The following is a 16,536-nucleotide window of genomic DNA, read 5'->3' on the forward strand; positions in this document are numbered from 1 at the left end:
CTTATTGTACTATACACTTTCTTATTTTGTATAAGCCATGAAAGCCCTACAACGTCATCAGGAAGAAAAAATCTGTGTGGTCTGCCAGCGCCCCTTTACCTGGCGTAAACGCTGGAAGCGCTGTTGGGATGAAGTACGGTATTGTTCAGCCGCCTGTCGAAAAAATCGGCATCACTCCGGAAACCAGCCCCATGTCTCAGACTGAAAGGACTGTTCGTCATCTGGTAGTGATTCTCGGGGACCATCTGGATCCGGACAGCCTGGCCCTGGAAGGCTTCGATCCAGATCAGGATCTGTGCTGGATGGCCGAAGTGCCCGAAGAGTCCAGCATAGTCTGGTCGCATAAGGCCCGCATTGCCCTGTTCCTGAGTGCCATGCGTCATCATGCTGCAGCCTTGCGGCAACGTCGCTTTCCTTTGGAGTATCTGACCTTTGGCACGCACCCCTATCAGAGCATGAGTCAGGCCCTGGAAGCGGCTCTACTACGCTGGCAGCCCCAGCAAATCATCAGCCTGCGTCCCGGCACCTGGCAGCTGCGCGAAACCATTCGTCACTGCGCAGAAAGTAGGCAGATTCCCTGGCAAGAACGGCGTAATCTTAATTTTCTGTTTTCAGTCCCGGAATTTGGCCAGTGGGCAGAAAATCGTCGCCAGATGCGTCTCGAGTTCTGGTACCGCCACGCCCGGCAAAAAACCGGGATACTCATGGATAATGATCAGCCGGTTGGCGGGCGCTGGAATTTTGATCCGGAAAACCGTCAGCGTCCCGGTTCTCAGGGTCCCGGCTGGATTCCGGAACCTTTGAGTTTTACTCCGGATGCCATCACCCGGGAAGTCATGGCCCTGGTCGAAACACAATTCGCCGAACACCCGGGTAACCTGCAACACTTTGACTGGCCGGTGACTTCCCAACAGGCCCAAGCTGCGCTTCAGGATTTTCTGGATAGTCGTCTTGCACAATTTGGCCCCCTGCAGGATGCTTTCTGGCCAGGACAGGTCTGGCTTTATCATTCCCGGCTGTCTGCAGCGCTGAATCTCGGCCTGATCCGTGCCATAACGGTCATTCGGGCGGTTGAAGCAAATTTTCGGGCTGGTAAAGTTACCATCGCCTCTGCAGAAGGATTTATCCGGCAAATTTTGGGCTGGCGCGAATACATACACGGCCTCTATTGGCTGCACATGCCCCAATGGCTGCAGCAGAATATCCTCCAGGCCCATCAGCCCTTGCCGGAATTCTACTGGACGGCAAAAACCGACCTGTCCTGCCTGCAGGATACCATCGCGCGCACTCTGGAGCATGGTTATGCTCACCATATTGAAAGACTGATGATTACCGGTCTGTTTGCGTTGCTGCTGGGTGTCGAACCGCAAGCCATTCATCGCTGGTTTCTGGCCATTTACGTGGATGCCGTGGAGTGGGTGGAGCTGCCCAATGTCATCGGCATGTCCCAGTATGCAGATGGCGGCTGGATGGCATCCAAGCCCTATGTCGCCAGCGGTAATTATCTGCAGAAAATGGGCGGGCATTGTCAGCGCTGCCCGTATGAACCCAAATTGGCTAGCGGCGCAAAAGCCTGCCCCTTTACGGTGCTGTACTGGAATTTTCTGCAGACGCACCAGGAACGTTTCCGTCAACATCCGCGTACCGCCCTGCAATGGAAGCATCTGGAACGCATGTCCGATGAGCGTCTTGCGGCGATTCGCGCCCAGGCTCAGGTGATACGCAAAAACCTGGAAGATGGTCACGCATTCGAGGTGAATATAATGCATCCGGAACCCGAAATTTCACGTAATCTGGAATAAGTCTACAAGCGAGGCAAGACATGGCAGAGATCATTCATATTCCCGGCAGCGTATTCTCCGCTCAGGCGTCTGAAAACCTGGTGGAATATCCTGTTTATGCCAAGATTTTGCATCTGGGACTGGTGCTGAGTGTTACCTTTGAGTTATGGAACAGCCTGGCCGCATTGTGGTTTGCCAATTTCACCTGGTTCCCGCTGCATGTACTTGCCGGGCTGATTCTGACCGGCTGGCTGGTTCTTACCTGGTTGGTGTATTTACTCACACCCTGGGGACGTCATCTTTTGGGTACCTGGTTTTCCTGGCGCACCCCTCAAGCCGTAGGTCATGATCTTGCCCGGCTATTTCGCGGAAAATTACCCAGTCATGGGGTCAGGCCGGGTTTATCCAGCCTCTGGCAAGCCATTTTTTTCATCGGAGTCAGCATCGTGACCTTTGGAGGTTTTATTGGCTGGCTCGTTCTGCGTGGAGACCTGCATCTGAGCGGAGGCGCACAAATTGGACTTACGCTGATGCGCCTGGGTACCCCCCTGTTAGCCTATTTCTGGATCGGCCATGTTGTCATGGCCGCTTATCATGCACTGCGCGGCGACGCCCTTTGGCGTATATTCGCCGTCTGGAAAAGAGGATAAAAGTCATGTCAATCAATCGTCGAGAATTCCTACGCTCAGCGGGTGGCCTGATTTTGGCGACTGGAGCAGGTAGTCTGGCATATCCTGCCCTGGCTTGGGCGGATACCAAAATCCCGGTTTTTCCGGAGTATTACACTTATGCGGGGTTTTATCCCAAAATCAATCCCGATACCTATCGTCTTGAGACTGCGGGACTCATCAACAAACCCCAGACTTTCACCCTTCCCGAGTTATATCAACTCAGCAAGGATCGGGAAATCGAAACCTTTCATTGCGTGACCGGCTGGATTGTCAACAATGTTCACTGGCAGGGTATTGCCCTGTCGCATTTTCTGGAGCAGATACAACCTCAGGCAAGCGCCCGCTATGTCGCTTTTTACAGCGCCGATGGCGTCTACGTAGACAGTCTTTCCATGGATCAGGCTCGCGCCCCCGGAGTCATTCTCGCCACGCACATTTCCGGACAGCCGCTGCTGCGAAAAGGGGGATATCCGCTGCGTCTGCTGGTCCCGCAAATGTACGGCTACAAAAGTGTCAAATGGGTCAACAAGATTGTGCTTGACAGCACCCGCCCCCAGGGCACCTGGGAGAAGGACGGCTATGCCAACAATGCCTACATCAAGAAGGGTTTCAGCTTCATGGACCTGCTGTAAACCAGAAACGTTGATTCTCTGCCATTTAGCGGAATTTAACTGGTCGCCGGAAACGGCGGCCAATCAACAGAACAATCAACCCGACCACAAATAAAATAGCTCCACGGATAATCCAGATGGTTTCATTGATCATGAAACTGCTTTTCGGGTAGGGAAATATTCCGGTGCCCTGCAGAAAAAACAACAGGCCTGAAAGCATCAGAAAAATGCCGATGATACTGAGTATGACCAATGCTGTTTTGCGCATGACAACACCCTCAAATGAATCCACGGTTATTTAAATTATTTAAATTAACATCTGCCAGGACTGATTTTTCCGCTTACAGAACCACTCAAGCCTTGGGAAGAGTCACACCACTTTGGCCCTGATATTTACCACGCCGATCCGCATAGGACACTTCGCAGACCTCATCAGACTCCAGAAAAAGCACCTGAGCGACACCTTCATTGGCGTATATTTTGGCCGGCAACGGCGTGGTATTGGAAAATTCCAGGGTCACATAGCCTTCCCATTCCGGCTCAAAGGGCGTGACATTCACAATAATACCGCAACGCGCGTAGGTACTTTTACCCAGACAAATGGTGAGCACATTGCGGGGAATCCGGAAATATTCCAGGGTACGCGCCAAGGCAAATGAATTGGGTGGAATAACGCAGGTATCCCCACTGAAATCCACAAAAGAATCTTCGCTGAAATTTTTGGGATCGACGATGGCACTGCGCACATTGGTGAATACCTTAAATTCACCGGCGCAGCGAATATCATAACCATAAGACGACAAACCGTAGGAAATGATGGGACTGCCTTCTACATGGCGCACCTGACGGGGGGAGAAAGGCTCGATCATCCCCTCATTTTCTGCCATGTGCCGAATCCAGCGATCTGATTTGATACTCATTTTAGCGATTCTGCACGACAATATTGGGGAATTTGTGGCTATGATCGACGGCCTGATTGGCCACCCGCCCAGCCACATGCCGAGCCAGTTCGATGTAGATTTTGGCCAGACGCGAATCGGGTTGCGCCACCACCGTGGGCGCTCCATTATCAGCTTCGCTGCGAATGCTGCGGTCCAGGGGGATGGCACCCAGAAATTCCACGCCATCCTGCTCGGCCATGCTGGCACCGCCGCCATGTCCGAAAATATCGTCCTCATTGCCACATTTGGGACAAATATAAAAACTCATGTTCTCGATGATCCCGAGGATTGGAACCCCGACTTTCTCAAACATTTTCAGACCCTTGCGAGCATCCAGCAAGGCAATATCCTGGGGCGTGGTGACAATGACCGCCCCGGAAACCGGCACTTTCTGCGCCAGGGTCAACTGGGTATCGCCCGTACCCGGTGGCAGATCGATGACCAGATAATCCAGTTCTCCCCAGCGGGTATCCGAGAGCAGCTGCTCCAGCGCCTGCATGACCATAGGCCCGCGCCAGACCATGGGGGTTTCTTCGTCAATCAGGAAACCGATAGACATGGCTTTAAGGCCATGCCCCTCCATGGGTTCCATCTTTTTTCCATCTTTGCTGGTGGGTTTACCGGAAATACCCAGCATGCGCGGCTGGCTGGGACCGTAAATATCAGCATCCAGAATTCCTACCCGGGCACCTTCCTTGGCCAGCGCCAGCGCCAGATTTACTGATGTGGTTGACTTGCCCACGCCACCCTTGCCCGACGCTACCGCAATAATATTTCGCACGCCTTCCATGAGCTTGACGCCGCGCTGGACCTGATGGGTGACAATACGATGACTGACCGAAACATCCGCCTGCAGGCCGTGGTCATTTTGAATCTGCCGCGCCACATCCTGACTCAGACTGATAGCTACACCAGCGCTGGGATAGGGTAATTCCAGTTTGACCTGGTTACCGTCCACACTTTTGAGTACGCCGGCTTTTGCGAGGGTTTTACCCAGGTAAGGGTCTTCCATTGCCTGCAATGACTGCTCTACTTGTTCCCGCGTCAATTCTGCCATGCTCGTCCTCATCTCCGGCATCCAAAGCTGCCGTCATATTAAGTGGTGTATCCGCAAAAATCTGTTTTTTCGCGGCAGTGGATCAAGGTGCGGTCTCTGCACTGATCACGACTTCGTGACGCTCCAGACCGCCCCCTTCACCAAAGGCTTCCTTGGGCAGCGGATTGGTATGGGCCGCCTTGAAATCGTCACTTTTCATCCAGGCCTCGAACGCTGCCTGATCAGCCCAGTGCGTCAGCACGACATAAACGCCGTCATCATTGACCGGACGCAAAACCTCCATGCGCACAAACCCCGGCTGCTTATCCACTTCTCCCGCGCGTTTTTGAAAACGTGCCTCAAACTCGGCCCGATATTCGGCCTTTACAGGTACCCGATTCGCGACAACATATTGCATGATAGCTGCTCCTCGTTACTTAAGTGCAGGGAAAATTACAGGACCGGCCCCTGCTTCAAACCCAGAACGTCCTGCATATCGTAAAATCCGGGGCTTTGTACCGCCAACCAGTGCGCCGCCCGCAGTGCGCCCTCGGCAAAATTCAGACGGCTGGCGGCACGATGGGTCAATTCCAGTCGCTCGCCCGCGCCCGCCAGCCATACCGTATGTTCACCCACCACGTCAGCAGCACGCAAAGTGGCAAAGCCAATACTGCCTTCCTGGCGTGGCCCCCGGATGGTATTACGATCAAGGCACTCCACGTCCTTGAGATCGACACCGCGTCCCTTGGCAACGGCGCGCCCCAAAGCCAGCGCGGTTCCGGATGGCGCGTCCACCTTGTGACGATGGTGGGCCTCGACAATTTCCACATCGTAACTTTCCCCCAGCGCCTTGGTGATAGCCGGAAGATAAGCCAGCAACACGTTGATGCCGACACTCATATTGGGAGCCAGGAGCAGGGGAATATCGTGGCTGACGGCCTTCAGCATATTTTGCTGTTCGGAAGAAAAACCCGTGGTACCAATGACGATGGGGGTTTTCGTCCTCTGACAAGCCAGCACATGGTCCAGCGCAGCAGCTACCGGACCGAATTCAACGACCACATCCACGGCCTTGTCCTGCGCCAACACCGCACTCAAATCGGCGGTAACCGGCACGCCCAACGGCATAACCCCAGCAAGGCGGCCGGCGTCCTGCTTCAGATATTCCGCACCGGCACGACCAATGGCTGCGCTCAACTGCAGGTCATCGCGCCCCTCCAAAGCCTGGATCAGCGCCCGGCCCATTCGTCCCGAGACTGCGGTTATGGCGACGCGGGTTGGCTGGTTCATCAGAGTCCCATCCGGTCCAGAAAGTCTTTGGCCTTGTTCCACCAGCTTTCCTGCTGGGGATGCTGACTCTGATCACCGGAACTGCTGGCGAATTCTTCCAGCAGTTCTTTTTGTCGGGCCGACAGATGCACGGGCACTTCCACCTGCAGGCGACAATGCAAGTCACCATGCAACTTGCTGCGCACCCCCTTGATACCCTTACCGCGCAGACGAAACACCATGCCGGACTGGGTTCCCGGCGCAATCTGGATTTTGGCCCGACCCGTCAAAGTGGGCACTTCCAGTTCGCCCCCCATGGCCATGGTCGTGAAATTCACCGGAACAGCACAATGCAGATCATCTCCATCGCGCTCGAACAAGCTGTGCGGCTGGACCCGCACCTGAATGTACAGATCACCCGCCGCTGCGCCGCGTTCCCCAGCTTCCCCTTCACCATTCAGACGGATGCGGTCGCCCGTATCTACTCCGGCCGGTACTTTGACTTCGAGATCACGGGTTTTGCGGACCCTGCCGTGCCCCTGACAATTGCTGCAGGGATCCTTGATGGTTTTGCCACTGCCATTACATTGCGGACAGGGACGCGTCACCGAGAAAAAACCCTGAACCATCCGCACCTGACCACGACCCGCACAGGTACTGCAATCTTCTACCTTACTGCCCGGTTTTGCACCGGTACCATGACAAACCTCACAAGGTGCGGAACTGGGAATCTGAATAGTGACCTGCTTACCCAGTGCGGCTTCTTCCAGCGTCAGATCCAGCTCATAACGCAAATCCGAGCCGCGCCCGGAATCCTGGCCACGCCCACCGCCACCAAAAGCCTGTTCAAAAAGATCCCCGAAAATATCGCCAAAGCCAGCACTGCCGCCTCCAAAACCTCCGAAGCCGCCACCAAAACCACCGCCGGGACCAGCACCACCCTGCACCCCGGCGTGCCCGAAGCGATCATAAGCCTGACGCTTGGAAGCGTCGGACAATACCTCATAGGCTTCGTTGATTTCCTTGAAGCGGTCTTCCGCACTGGGATCATCGGGATTGCGGTCAGGATGATAGCGCATCGCCAAACGACGGTAGGATTTTTTGATTTCCCCATCGTCGGCGCTGCGGGTAATTTCCAAAATTTCGTAATAATCGCGTGTCGCCATTTTTTATCCTGAAACAGGCAAGGGGACAGGATACCAGATCCTGCCCCCTTATCACCAAAGTCTGAATTACTTTTTATCGACTTCCTCAAACTCCGCGTCGACCACATCATCCGCCTTGGCTTGCCCTTCACCCTGAGCAGTTGCGCCGGGCTCCGCCTGACTGCCTGCCGCACTTTGCAGCAGCGTGGACATGGCCGCCATCAAGGTCGCCACGGCGCTCTTGATAGCTTCCGGGTCTTCACCCTTGGCAGCATTTTCCGTCGCCGTAATGGCTTCAGTGACCTTAGCCTTGTCCGCTTCCGGTGCCGATGCCTGTTCAGTCAGCGCCTTGCGTGCGCCGTGAATGCTGGCATCCGCTTCGTTACGGGCTTCAATCAATGCCCGCGCCTTCTTGTCATCGGCTGCGTGCGCTTCAGCTTCGGCGACCATCCGCTTGATTTCTTCCTCGGAAAGGCCGGAACCTGCGGTGATCTTGATAGACTGCTCCTTGCCGGTCTGGTTGTCCTTGGCCGACACATGGAGGATACCGTTGGCATCAATATCAAAAGTCACTTCAATCTGCGGCATGCCCCGTGGCGCTGGAGCAATATCGGCAAGATCAAAGCGGGCCAGGGATTTGTTATCCCGGGCCAGTTCACGCTCGCCCTGCAGGACGTGCACGGTCACCGCCGACTGATTGTCTTCCGCCGTAGAAAATATCTGGGACTTGCGGGTCGGGATGGTCGTGTTTTTTTCGATCAGCTTGGTCATTACGCCGCCCAGGGTTTCAATACCCAGAGACAGGGGGGTGACATCCATCAGCAGCACGTCCTTTTTGTCGCCAGACAGCACTGCACCCTGAATGGCCGCACCAATGGCCACCGCCTCGTCGGGATTCACGTCCTTGCGCGGATCCTGACCAAAAAAGTCTTTGACCTTTTCCTGAACCTTGGGCATCCGGCTCTGACCACCCACCAGAATCACGTCAGTCACCTGACTGGTGGACAGGTTGGCGTCTTTCATGGCAACCCGGCAGGGGGCCATACTGCGGTCAATAATGTCTTCCACCAGAGATTCCAGCTTGGCCCGGGTCAACTTCATGTTCAGATGCTTGGGACCACTCTGGTCGGCGGTGATGAAAGGCAGGTTGACATCCGTCTGCTGCGCCGAAGAAAGCTCGATTTTGGCTTTTTCCGCCGCTTCCTTCAGACGCTGCATGGCCAGACGGTCACTGCGCAGGTCGATACCGGCTTCGGCTTTGAAAGAATCCGCCAGATAATTGATGATACGATTGTCGAAGTCACCACCACCCAGGAAAGTATCCCCATTGGTGGACAGCACTTCAAACTGGTGTTCACCGTCCATTTCGGCAATTTCGATGATGGATACGTCAAACGTCCCACCGCCAAGATCGTACACCGCAATTTTGCTGTCGCCGGGCTTTTTGTCTTCACCAAAAGCCAGGGCCGCTGCGGTAGGCTCATTGATGATACGCTTCACTTCCAGACCGGCAATTCGACCCGCATCCTTGGTAGCCTGACGTTGGGCATCGTTGAAGTAGGCAGGGACGGTAATGACTGCCTCACTGACCGTTTCACCGAGATAATCTTCCGCCGTCTTTTTCATTTTCTGCAAAATGAAGGCCGAAACCTGTTGCGCGGAATATTTTTTATCGCGCACTTCCACCCAGGCATCGCCGTTCTCAGCCTTCACCACCTTATAGGGAACGTGCTTCAGATCTTTCTGAACTTCGGCATCGTCGTATTTACGACCAATCAGACGCTTCACTTCATAAATAGTGTTTTCGGGATTGGTGACTGCCTGACGTTTTGCCGCTTCGCCAACCAACACCTCGCCCTCTTCAGTGATCGCGACAATGGAAGGCGTCGTCCGCTTGCCCTCACTGTTTTCAATGACCTTGACCTTGTCGCCTTCCATGACGGCGACGCAAGAATTGGTGGTGCCCAAATCGATGCCAATTACCTTAGCCATTATATGTTCTCCTGAATTAAAAAATTTGTGTTTATATCAACAATGATTACGCAGTTTTGGGTGCCTTGGACACCGAAACCATGGCGGGACGCAGCAGACGGTCATGCATGAGATAACCTTTCTGATGCACCGCAAGAATCCGGTTTGCATCTCCTTCCGATTCCACCATGGCAATCGCCTGATGCAGATGCGGATCAAAACGCCCTTCGCCCATTTCTATGGGGGCGATACCCGCTTTTCCCAAGGCCTGGGCAAACAGAGTCAGCGTATTTTCAATACCCTGGCGAAACTGCGTGAGCGCTTCATCGCCTTCCAGAGGCGTCGCCAGGGCCAGTTCGAGACTGTCGATAACCGGCAGCAATTCCCGGGCAAAGCGGTCTACGGCATAATTACGGGCATCTTCAATCTGCTTTTCCGAGCGCTTGCGCTGGTTTTCGGCATCGGCCAAGGCCCGCAGATAATCATTGCGATAGGCTTCCACCTTCTCCTCCCAATTGACTTCTTCCGCCTCGGATGCGGCTGGTGTATCGGTGTCTTCTGGCGACGCTACGGGTTTTTCTTCTTCACTCATGCGCAATTCACTCCTGATCGTTTGGATGTCCTCCATATGGGGAGGACCCGGCGGCATTTCAAGCCAAGCCACTCAAGATTGTGACAAGGCCCGCCCCAGTAAATGGGCGGTGCCATCCACCAGGGGAATAATCTGTTGATAGGGCATACGCATGGGTCCAATCACGCCGAGCACGCCCAGCACCTCGCCATCCACCACGTACGGCGCTGAAACGACACTGCAATCGCTCAAGGGCGCAAAGCCCGATTCCTCACCAATGAAGAGGCGCACTTCACTGCCGCGCATGCTGCCATCCAGAAGATGGACCAGGTCACGCTTCTGCCGCACCGCATTGAGTAACTCGCGCAGACGTTCACTACCGGCCAGTTCCGGCAGGTCCAGCAATTGAAACTCCCCTTCAATAAGCATGCGCTGCTGATCTTCTTCCAGCATTTCCTCACCCAGCTCCATGGCACTGCGCAATATGCGGTCCATTTCGTGACGGGATTGCTGCAGATCGCGCTGCAAATGCTGGATGACTTCCTGCAAGGGGCGACCACCATAACTTTCATTGAAGAAATTGGCCGCCTGATTGAGTTCAGCGGCACTGAGGGCATGTTCGGTGCGAATCAGGCGGTTTTCGACATCGCCCTTATCGGTCACAAAAATGGCCAGCACTTCCTTTTCGCGCAGTGCCAGAAAATCCACATGGCGCAACGTTCGATTGGCACGTCGGGGCACACGGACAAACCCCGCCATGTGGGTCAATTCCGAAAGCACCTCCGTGGCCGCATGGAGCACCTGCTCGGTATCCGGAATGTAGTGCCCCAACCGATGAATCAGCAGTTGATGGGACTCAGGGGACAGCGGCACCACCCGCAGCAGCGCATCCACAAAAAAGCGGTAACCAACATGGGTAGGAATGCGTCCGGCAGAAGTATGGGGGGAAATCAGATAACCTTCATCTTCAAGATCCGCCATGACATTACGGACCGTAGCAGGACTGATATTGAGACCGGCGCCCTTGGCCAACTGGCGACTGCCGACCGGTACACCATTGGCTATATGCTGCTCGATGAGGGATTTGAGCAGGTGCCGCGCACGTTCATCCATAGCCATCAGATTTGTCCCCAAAAGACGAGATTATCCTGTGCTGTTGCCAGGCCGCATGAATATCCGGAGAACAAGAAATCGTGGACGATGCACATATGATTGGAATGGGGTCCTTGGCACTCAACCATCAGGAGTGCTAATAACTTAGCAAAATAATGATGGTTGAGCAAAGAACCAACCGGCCTCTCCTGAAGATTCAGGGCAGACCGCAGGGAGGCACAGAAAATTACTTGATTTTGTCTTCCCGGTAAGCCACGTGCTTACGGACTTTGGGATCGTACTTTTTCATTTCCAGCTTGTCCGGTGTGGTCTTCTTGTTTTTGGTCGTGGTGTAGAAATGACCGGTACCGGCCGTGGAAACCAATTTGATTTTGTCGCGCATCAGTTAAATCCTCAGATTTTTTCGCCGGCAGCACGCAGTTCAGCCAGAACCGCATCAATACCTTTTTTGTCGATGGTACGAATACCCTTGGTGCTCACCCGCATACGCACCCAACGATTTTCACTTTCTACCCAGAAACGATGATACTGGAGATTGGGCAGAAAACGCCGACGGGTCTTGTTGTGGGCGTGCGAAACATTGTTTCCGGCCATAGGCTTTTTGCCGGTCACCTTGCAAACTCTGGACATCAGATAAATCTCCCTGAAAAATGGCGCCCTTTATACCATGGATCAGCAGTGACTGCCAGCATCAAAAATCGTTCAACAGCATTGCCTGACAAGCGCTTCCCCTGTAATTTATGGCTACTATGACTAAACGCATCCTGATTACCAGCGCCCTGCCCTACGCCAATGGTCCGATTCACCTTGGCCATCTGGTTGAATACACCCAAACCGACATCTGGGCCCGCTATCAGCGCCTGCGGGGTCATGATTGCGTTTACGTCTGCGCCGATGATGCCCATGGCACGCCCATCATGCTGCGCGCCCAGAGTGAAGGCATCACTCCGGAAGCCTTGATAGCACGCATGCATGAAGAGCATCTGCGCGATTTTACCGGCTTTGGCATCGGTTTTGATTTGTACCATAGCACCCACTCACCGGAAAACTTCGAGATATCGCAGGAGATTTATCGGGCTTTGCGCAGTGCCGATTTCATCAACATCCGCGAAATCGAACAGGCTTATGATGCCGTTGCTGGCATCTTTCTACCGGATCGTTTTATACGCGGGACCTGCCCCCGTTGCCAGGCACCCGATCAATATGGAGACAGCTGCGAGGTCTGTGGCGCTACATACAGCCCCACCGACCTGATCAATCCGGTGTCTGCCGTATCGGGTGCAGTACCCGAACGTCGCCAATCCGAGCATTACTTTTTCCAGTTGGGGGATTTTACCGGGTTCCTCAAACAATGGATTCACAGCGGCACCCTCCAGGAAGAAGTCGCCCACAAGCTGGATGAGTGGTTCAGTATTGGGCTGGCCGACTGGGACATCAGCCGCGATGCACCTTACTTCGGCATCCCCATTCCCGATGCGCCGGGCAAGTTTTTTTATGTCTGGCTGGATGCCCTGCCCGGTTACATGGCAGCCACCCGTCACTGGTGTGCCAGTCATGGTCGTGATTTCAGCGATTACTGGGGACCCGACGCCAGCGCCGAAATTTATCATTTCATTGGCAAGGATATTATTTATTTTCATGGCCTGTTCTGGCCGGCGATGCTCAAGGGCTCCGGACATCGTCTGCCTACCGGTATTTTTGCTCACGGACACCTGACCGTAAACGGTGCCAAAATGAGCAAGTCCCGGGGGACTTCCATCACTGCCGGACAATATCTGCAACATCTCAATCCCGAATTTTTACGCTATTACATTGCCACCCGACTCAACAGTCATGTCGAAGACATTGACCTCAACCTTGAAGATTTCCTGCTGAAAGGCAACGGGGATCTGGTTGGCAAGGTCGTCAATCTGGCCTCGCGGGCGGCGGGATTCATTCATCGCTTTTTTGCCGGGCAACTGGCCCCATCACTGGGATCCGATCAGGCATTTTACGATAATCTGCTGGACAGCCAGGAAGCGATTGGCGAGGCTTATGAAAGTCGCGAATATGGCAAAGCCATGCGCGACATTATGGCGCTTGCCGACCAGATTAATGCCTACGTAGACCAGAATGCCCCCTGGGCGATGGCCAAAAATCCTGAACAGCGCGAAGCATTACATCGCGTTGCCACTGTGACTCTGAATGGCTTCCGCATTCTGGTGACTTTACTCAGCCCGGTCATTCCCGAACTGGCGCGCAAATCGCTGGCATTTTTACAAACTGAGCTCAGCTGGCCGGGACTCAGCCAACCCCTGTTGAAGCACAACATTCAGCCCTACACCCATTTATTGCAACGTATGGATAAATCCCAGGTGGACGCCTTGATTCAATCCCCCACAGAAACACCCGGTACCCAAGGTACAGTAACAAAGCCCGAACATGACGGCAAAGCGGCAGCAAAAACAGCAGCCGCTGCGCCCGGCACGGAAAGCAGCACCATGAGTATTGAGGATTTCAGCAAGATCGATTTGCGCATTGCCCGGATTGTTGCGGCGGAAGCGGTGGAAGGTGCGGAAAAGTTACTGCATCTAACCCTGGATATTGGCGAAGAAAAAACCCGTTCGGTGTTTGCGGGTATCAAGAGTGCCTATGATCCGGCCAGCCTGGTGGGACGTCTGACGGTCATGGTGGCCAATCTCGCGCCGCGTAAAATGCGTTTTGGCCTGTCTGAGGGCATGGTCATGGCCGCCAGTGGTCCGGCGGGGGGGCCTTTCCTCCTGTCTCCAGATGCCGGCGCCGAACCCGGCATGCGGGTGAAGTAGGGCTGCGACCCTACTCCGCGACACCCTGAGCGGCGGCCAGAAGCACCCGCTCTTCGTAGGTTTCCCGAGCCAGACGGACATCTTCCAGAAACCAGGGTAACTCTTTCAGCAGCAAGGCCTGAGGACCATCTACCAGCGCAGTTGCCGGATCCGGATGAAAATCCACCAGAACCATGTTGGCCCCCGCCACAACCCCCTCTGCAGTAGCATGAAAAACGTCAGGAATTCCGTCCGGCCCGGCATCACGACTGCCCACGGAGTGAGAGGGATCAATGCAGACCGGCATCCGGGTAAGACGCTTCACGGTGGGCACCTGGGCAAAATCCACAAAATTGCGATGGGGATCACCAAGGTTGGTTTTCATGCCACGCAAGCCAAACACCACCTTGGTATTCCCCTCTGAGGCCAGATATTCTGCTGCGTTGAGGGACTCTTCCAACGTGATGCCGAAACCACGCTTGAGCAGCACCGGAAACTCGGTCCGCCTTCCCACGGCCTTGAGGAGTTCAAAATTCTGGGTATTACGGGTGCCAATCTGGAGCATCACTCCGGTTGGATGTCCGGTTTTTTCCAAAGCCTCACGGATTTCATCCATGTGCGACTCGTGGAGAATTTCCATGGCAATCACCCGCATTCCATATTTGCCAGCCAGCTCAAATACATAGGGTAAACAGGCCTGGCCATGTCCTTGAAAGGCATAAGGGCTGGTGCGTGGCTTGTAGGCCCCCATACGGGTGCAGACCTGACCGTTTTCCTGGAGTGCTTTCATCATCTGCTCAACGTGCTCGGGCGTATCGACCGCGCAGAGACCCGCAAATACATTGAGGTTATCCTGCCCAAAATGGACGCCGTTGTAGTCAAAACCCTGGCTGCGATGATCGCCGGAATGCCGCCCGAGCATCCGATACTCCTTGGAAACCCGAATAGCCTGCTTCACGCCGGGCAAGGCTTCCATGTCTTCCACCCGCAACGATTTGGTATTGCCAATCAGATAAATTTCGCTGAGCAACTGCTCGACGCCCTGTTCCTGATGAATCCGGTACTGGATATCAGACATGGCCTTGAGACGGGTCAGCAACTGTTGAAAAATGGGCGACTGCTCCGCCAGATCTGCTTCTAAAATCAGGATCATGTTCTAAGTCCTCTTGCGCTGTCTGAATGCTGATGGATTAGCCGGACCAAAGGATAACATGATCCGGCGATGATCCTCCAGAACAGCCCCTTCTTGGCCTGCCTGAGTGGGGCTTTTAGAGCATGTCCTGCGGCCGCACCTGCGCGTCGAACTCTTCTCCCGAGAGGAAACCCAACTGAATCACCGCATCCCGGAGTGTACAGTGATTGCGGTGGGCGTGCTGGGCCACGGCCGCCGCGCGCTCATAACCCATCACGGGGGTCAGGGAAGTCACCAGCATCAAGGATTTTTCCATGTTTTCCTGCAAGCGTTCAGTAACCGGCTCCAGCCCCTGCAGACAATGCTCGGCAAAAGACCGGGCCGCATCCTCCAGCAGCTCGATGGACTGCAGGATATTGAAGGCAATCAGCGGCTTGTAAACATTCAGCTCAAAATTTCCCTGGGATGCGGCGAAGGCAATGGCCGCGTCATTTCCATAAACCTGCACGCAAACCATGGTCAGCGCCTCAGCCTGGGTGGGGTTCACCTTGCCGGGCATAATGGAAGACCCCGGTTCATTTTCGGGAAGCTGCAGTTCGCCAAGACCCGCCCGGGGGCCGGATGCCATCCATCGAATATCGTTGGCTACTTTCAGCAGGGACATGGCAACCAGGCGCAGACTGCTGCTCAGTTGCTGGAGGGCTTCATGGCCCGCCAGCGCCGCGAAAAAATTGGCTGCCGGATGAAAAGGCAAGCCCAGTTCAGCATGCAGGTGCGCACAAGCCTGTCTGGCGAAATCTGGATGACAGTTGAGGCCCGTGCCCACCGCCGTAGCCCCCAAAGCCAGTCCGTACAGTCCGGGCAAAGCCTGCTCAATGGCCTGAATGCCCATCTGCAACTGCGCCTGGTACCCGGAAAACTCCTGACCCAGGGTCAGCGGAACAGCATCCATCAGATGCGTGCGTCCGACCTTGATCAGTGCCGCAAATTGCTGGCTTTTAGCCGCCAGCAGGCTTTCCAGATGGATCAGCGCGGGCAGCAGATTTTGCTGCGCCGCCAATGCGGCGGCAATATGCATGGCCGCCGGGAAAGTATCATTGGAAGACTGACCAAGATTCACATGATCGTTGGGATGCACGGGGTTTTTCGTGCCCCGGACCTGACCAGCCAGTTCGTTGGCGCGATTGGCAATCACTTCATTGACATTCATATTGCTCTGGGTGCCGCTACCCGTCTGCCAGACCCGCAGCGGAAACTGTTCATCCCAGCGTCCATCGATGATTTCGCTGGCGGCAAGCTGAATATAATCGGCAATATCCTTACCCAAAAGGCCCAATTCGTGGTTGATCTGAGCAGCAGCACGCTTGATTCTGGCCAGGGCATAAATGACCGCCATGGGCATCCGTTCGCTGCCGATGGCAAAGTAATTCAGGGAGCGTTGGGTTTGCGCCCCCCACAGTGCGGCATCTTCCACCTCCACCAGACCCATGCTGTCTTTTTCCTGACGCATGC

Annotated in this window: 18 protein-coding genes; 5 read left to right on the forward strand and 13 right to left on the reverse strand. The window is 54.7% G+C overall.

The genetic code is table 11. The features are described from left to right. Positions 1-37 precede the first annotated feature (37 nt). Genes BLW97_RS20305 through BLW97_RS12015 form a run of 4 tightly spaced genes read left to right on the forward strand, consistent with a single transcriptional unit; the run spans position 38 to position 3,084 of the window. On the forward strand, positions 38-205 hold the full coding sequence (locus tag BLW97_RS20305; protein ID WP_010637101.1) for a DUF2256 domain-containing protein: 168 nt from the start codon (positions 38-40) through the stop codon (positions 203-205). Further along, positions 129-1,802, forward strand: a complete 1,674-nt coding sequence (locus BLW97_RS12005) for a cryptochrome/photolyase family protein (protein ID WP_075323262.1) — start codon at positions 129-131, stop codon at positions 1,800-1,802. Before BLW97_RS20305 ends, BLW97_RS12005 begins: the two co-directional genes overlap by 77 nt. 20 nt (positions 1,803-1,822) lie before the next feature. Continuing rightward, positions 1,823-2,431, forward strand: a complete 609-nt coding sequence (locus BLW97_RS12010; RefSeq protein ID WP_075323263.1) for a hypothetical protein — start codon at positions 1,823-1,825, stop codon at positions 2,429-2,431. Between the two features lie 5 nt (positions 2,432-2,436). Continuing rightward, positions 2,437-3,084, forward strand: coding sequence for a molybdopterin-dependent oxidoreductase (locus BLW97_RS12015; RefSeq protein ID WP_075323264.1), 648 nt, complete (start codon positions 2,437-2,439; stop codon positions 3,082-3,084). 25 nt (positions 3,085-3,109) lie between these two features. Here BLW97_RS12015 and BLW97_RS12020 read toward each other — a convergent pair whose 3' ends face one another. The 11 genes from BLW97_RS12020 to rpmB form a co-directional block, all read right to left on the reverse strand. After that, complete coding sequence (locus tag BLW97_RS12020) at positions 3,110-3,331, reverse strand: hypothetical protein (RefSeq protein WP_031571290.1); 222 nt, start codon at positions 3,329-3,331, stop codon at positions 3,110-3,112. A gap of 85 nt (positions 3,332-3,416) precedes the next feature. Then, positions 3,417-3,983, reverse strand: coding sequence for a dCTP deaminase (gene dcd / locus BLW97_RS12025; RefSeq protein WP_010637093.1), 567 nt, complete (start codon positions 3,981-3,983; stop codon positions 3,417-3,419). Between the two features lies 1 nt (position 3,984). Continuing rightward, positions 3,985-5,061: an iron-sulfur cluster carrier protein ApbC gene (gene apbC / locus BLW97_RS12030; RefSeq protein WP_024892962.1), complete on the reverse strand. Its 1,077-nt coding sequence runs from the start codon at positions 5,059-5,061 to the stop codon at positions 3,985-3,987. 82 nt (positions 5,062-5,143) lie between these two features. Beyond that, a complete protein-coding gene (locus BLW97_RS12035; RefSeq protein ID WP_010637090.1) occupies positions 5,144-5,458 on the reverse strand; it encodes an antibiotic biosynthesis monooxygenase family protein in 315 nt (104 codons plus the stop codon). Between the two features lie 35 nt (positions 5,459-5,493). Next, positions 5,494-6,330 carry a 4-hydroxy-tetrahydrodipicolinate reductase gene (gene dapB, locus BLW97_RS12040; RefSeq protein WP_075323265.1) on the reverse strand — a complete coding sequence of 279 codons (837 nt, stop codon included), beginning with the start codon at positions 6,328-6,330 and terminating at the stop codon, positions 5,494-5,496. After that, complete coding sequence (gene dnaJ, locus BLW97_RS12045; RefSeq protein WP_075323266.1) at positions 6,330-7,475, reverse strand: molecular chaperone DnaJ; 1,146 nt, start codon at positions 7,473-7,475, stop codon at positions 6,330-6,332. Before dnaJ ends, dapB begins: the two co-directional genes overlap by 1 nt. A 66-nt stretch (positions 7,476-7,541) precedes the next feature. Beyond that, positions 7,542-9,446, reverse strand: coding sequence for a molecular chaperone DnaK (dnaK, locus tag BLW97_RS12050; protein ID WP_010637084.1), 1,905 nt, complete (start codon positions 9,444-9,446; stop codon positions 7,542-7,544). Positions 9,447-9,492: 46 nt separating this feature from the next. Beyond that, the gene (locus BLW97_RS12055; RefSeq protein WP_075323267.1) at positions 9,493-10,017 is read right to left on the reverse strand and encodes a nucleotide exchange factor GrpE; all 525 of its coding nucleotides are present in this window, start codon (positions 10,015-10,017) and stop codon (positions 9,493-9,495) included. A gap of 72 nt (positions 10,018-10,089) precedes the next feature. Next, positions 10,090-11,115: a heat-inducible transcriptional repressor HrcA gene (gene hrcA, locus BLW97_RS12060; protein WP_024892957.1), complete on the reverse strand. Its 1,026-nt coding sequence runs from the start codon at positions 11,113-11,115 to the stop codon at positions 10,090-10,092. A gap of 220 nt (positions 11,116-11,335) precedes the next feature. Further along, on the reverse strand, positions 11,336-11,491 hold the full coding sequence (rpmG, locus tag BLW97_RS12065; RefSeq protein WP_010637078.1) for a 50S ribosomal protein L33: 156 nt from the start codon (positions 11,489-11,491) through the stop codon (positions 11,336-11,338). A gap of 11 nt (positions 11,492-11,502) precedes the next feature. Further along, complete coding sequence (rpmB, locus tag BLW97_RS12070; protein ID WP_024892956.1) at positions 11,503-11,739, reverse strand: 50S ribosomal protein L28; 237 nt, start codon at positions 11,737-11,739, stop codon at positions 11,503-11,505. Positions 11,740-11,858: 119 nt separating this feature from the next. On the opposite strand from rpmB, the gene metG reads away from it, so the two are divergent. Further along, the gene (gene metG, locus BLW97_RS12075) at positions 11,859-13,913 is read left to right on the forward strand and encodes a methionine--tRNA ligase (protein ID WP_075323268.1); all 2,055 of its coding nucleotides are present in this window, start codon (positions 11,859-11,861) and stop codon (positions 13,911-13,913) included. 10 nt (positions 13,914-13,923) lie between these two features. Here the strand turns inward: metG and BLW97_RS12080 are convergent, their stop codons facing one another. Both BLW97_RS12080 and fumC read right to left on the reverse strand, forming a co-directional pair. After that, positions 13,924-15,045: a 3-deoxy-7-phosphoheptulonate synthase gene (locus BLW97_RS12080; RefSeq protein ID WP_075323269.1), complete on the reverse strand. Its 1,122-nt coding sequence runs from the start codon at positions 15,043-15,045 to the stop codon at positions 13,924-13,926. Positions 15,046-15,160: 115 nt separating this feature from the next. Further along, a complete protein-coding gene (gene fumC / locus BLW97_RS12085) occupies positions 15,161-16,534 on the reverse strand; it encodes a class II fumarate hydratase (RefSeq protein ID WP_075323270.1) in 1,374 nt (457 codons plus the stop codon). Positions 16,535-16,536: the final 2 nt, after the last annotated feature.

Origin of the sequence: Acidithiobacillus albertensis, assembly GCF_001931655.1 — a bacterium.
In the GTDB taxonomy this organism is placed as follows: domain Bacteria; phylum Pseudomonadota; class Gammaproteobacteria; order Acidithiobacillales; family Acidithiobacillaceae; genus Acidithiobacillus; species Acidithiobacillus thiooxidans.

Excerpts from the sequence above, each read along its gene's own strand:
- hrcA (WP_024892957.1), bottom strand. The coding sequence starts at position 11,115 with ATGGCTATGGATGAACGTGCGCGGCACCTGCTCAAATCCCTCATCGAG.
- BLW97_RS12005 (WP_075323262.1), top strand. The coding sequence starts at position 129 with ATGAAGTACGGTATTGTTCAGCCGCCTGTCGAAAAAATCGGCATCACT.
- BLW97_RS20305 (WP_010637101.1), top strand. The coding sequence starts at position 38 with ATGAAAGCCCTACAACGTCATCAGGAAGAAAAAATCTGTGTGGTCTGC.
- metG (WP_075323268.1), top strand. The coding sequence starts at position 11,859 with ATGACTAAACGCATCCTGATTACCAGCGCCCTGCCCTACGCCAATGGT.
- BLW97_RS12035 (WP_010637090.1), bottom strand. The coding sequence starts at position 5,458 with ATGCAATATGTTGTCGCGAATCGGGTACCTGTAAAGGCCGAATATCGG.
- BLW97_RS12010 (WP_075323263.1), top strand. The coding sequence starts at position 1,823 with ATGGCAGAGATCATTCATATTCCCGGCAGCGTATTCTCCGCTCAGGCG.
- BLW97_RS12015 (WP_075323264.1), top strand. The coding sequence starts at position 2,437 with ATGTCAATCAATCGTCGAGAATTCCTACGCTCAGCGGGTGGCCTGATT.
- rpmB (WP_024892956.1), bottom strand. The coding sequence starts at position 11,739 with ATGTCCAGAGTTTGCAAGGTGACCGGCAAAAAGCCTATGGCCGGAAAC.
- dapB (WP_075323265.1), bottom strand. The coding sequence starts at position 6,330 with ATGAACCAGCCAACCCGCGTCGCCATAACCGCAGTCTCGGGACGAATG.
- BLW97_RS12055 (WP_075323267.1), bottom strand. The coding sequence starts at position 10,017 with ATGAGTGAAGAAGAAAAACCCGTAGCGTCGCCAGAAGACACCGATACA.
- dcd (WP_010637093.1), bottom strand. The coding sequence starts at position 3,983 with ATGAGTATCAAATCAGATCGCTGGATTCGGCACATGGCAGAAAATGAG.
- apbC (WP_024892962.1), bottom strand. The coding sequence starts at position 5,061 with ATGGCAGAATTGACGCGGGAACAAGTAGAGCAGTCATTGCAGGCAATG.
- fumC (WP_075323270.1), bottom strand. The coding sequence starts at position 16,534 with ATGCGTCAGGAAAAAGACAGCATGGGTCTGGTGGAGGTGGAAGATGCC.
- dnaK (WP_010637084.1), bottom strand. The coding sequence starts at position 9,446 with ATGGCTAAGGTAATTGGCATCGATTTGGGCACCACCAATTCTTGCGTC.
- BLW97_RS12080 (WP_075323269.1), bottom strand. The coding sequence starts at position 15,045 with ATGATCCTGATTTTAGAAGCAGATCTGGCGGAGCAGTCGCCCATTTTT.
- rpmG (WP_010637078.1), bottom strand. The coding sequence starts at position 11,491 with ATGCGCGACAAAATCAAATTGGTTTCCACGGCCGGTACCGGTCATTTC.
- dnaJ (WP_075323266.1), bottom strand. The coding sequence starts at position 7,475 with ATGGCGACACGCGATTATTACGAAATTTTGGAAATTACCCGCAGCGCC.
- BLW97_RS12020 (WP_031571290.1), bottom strand. The coding sequence starts at position 3,331 with ATGCGCAAAACAGCATTGGTCATACTCAGTATCATCGGCATTTTTCTG.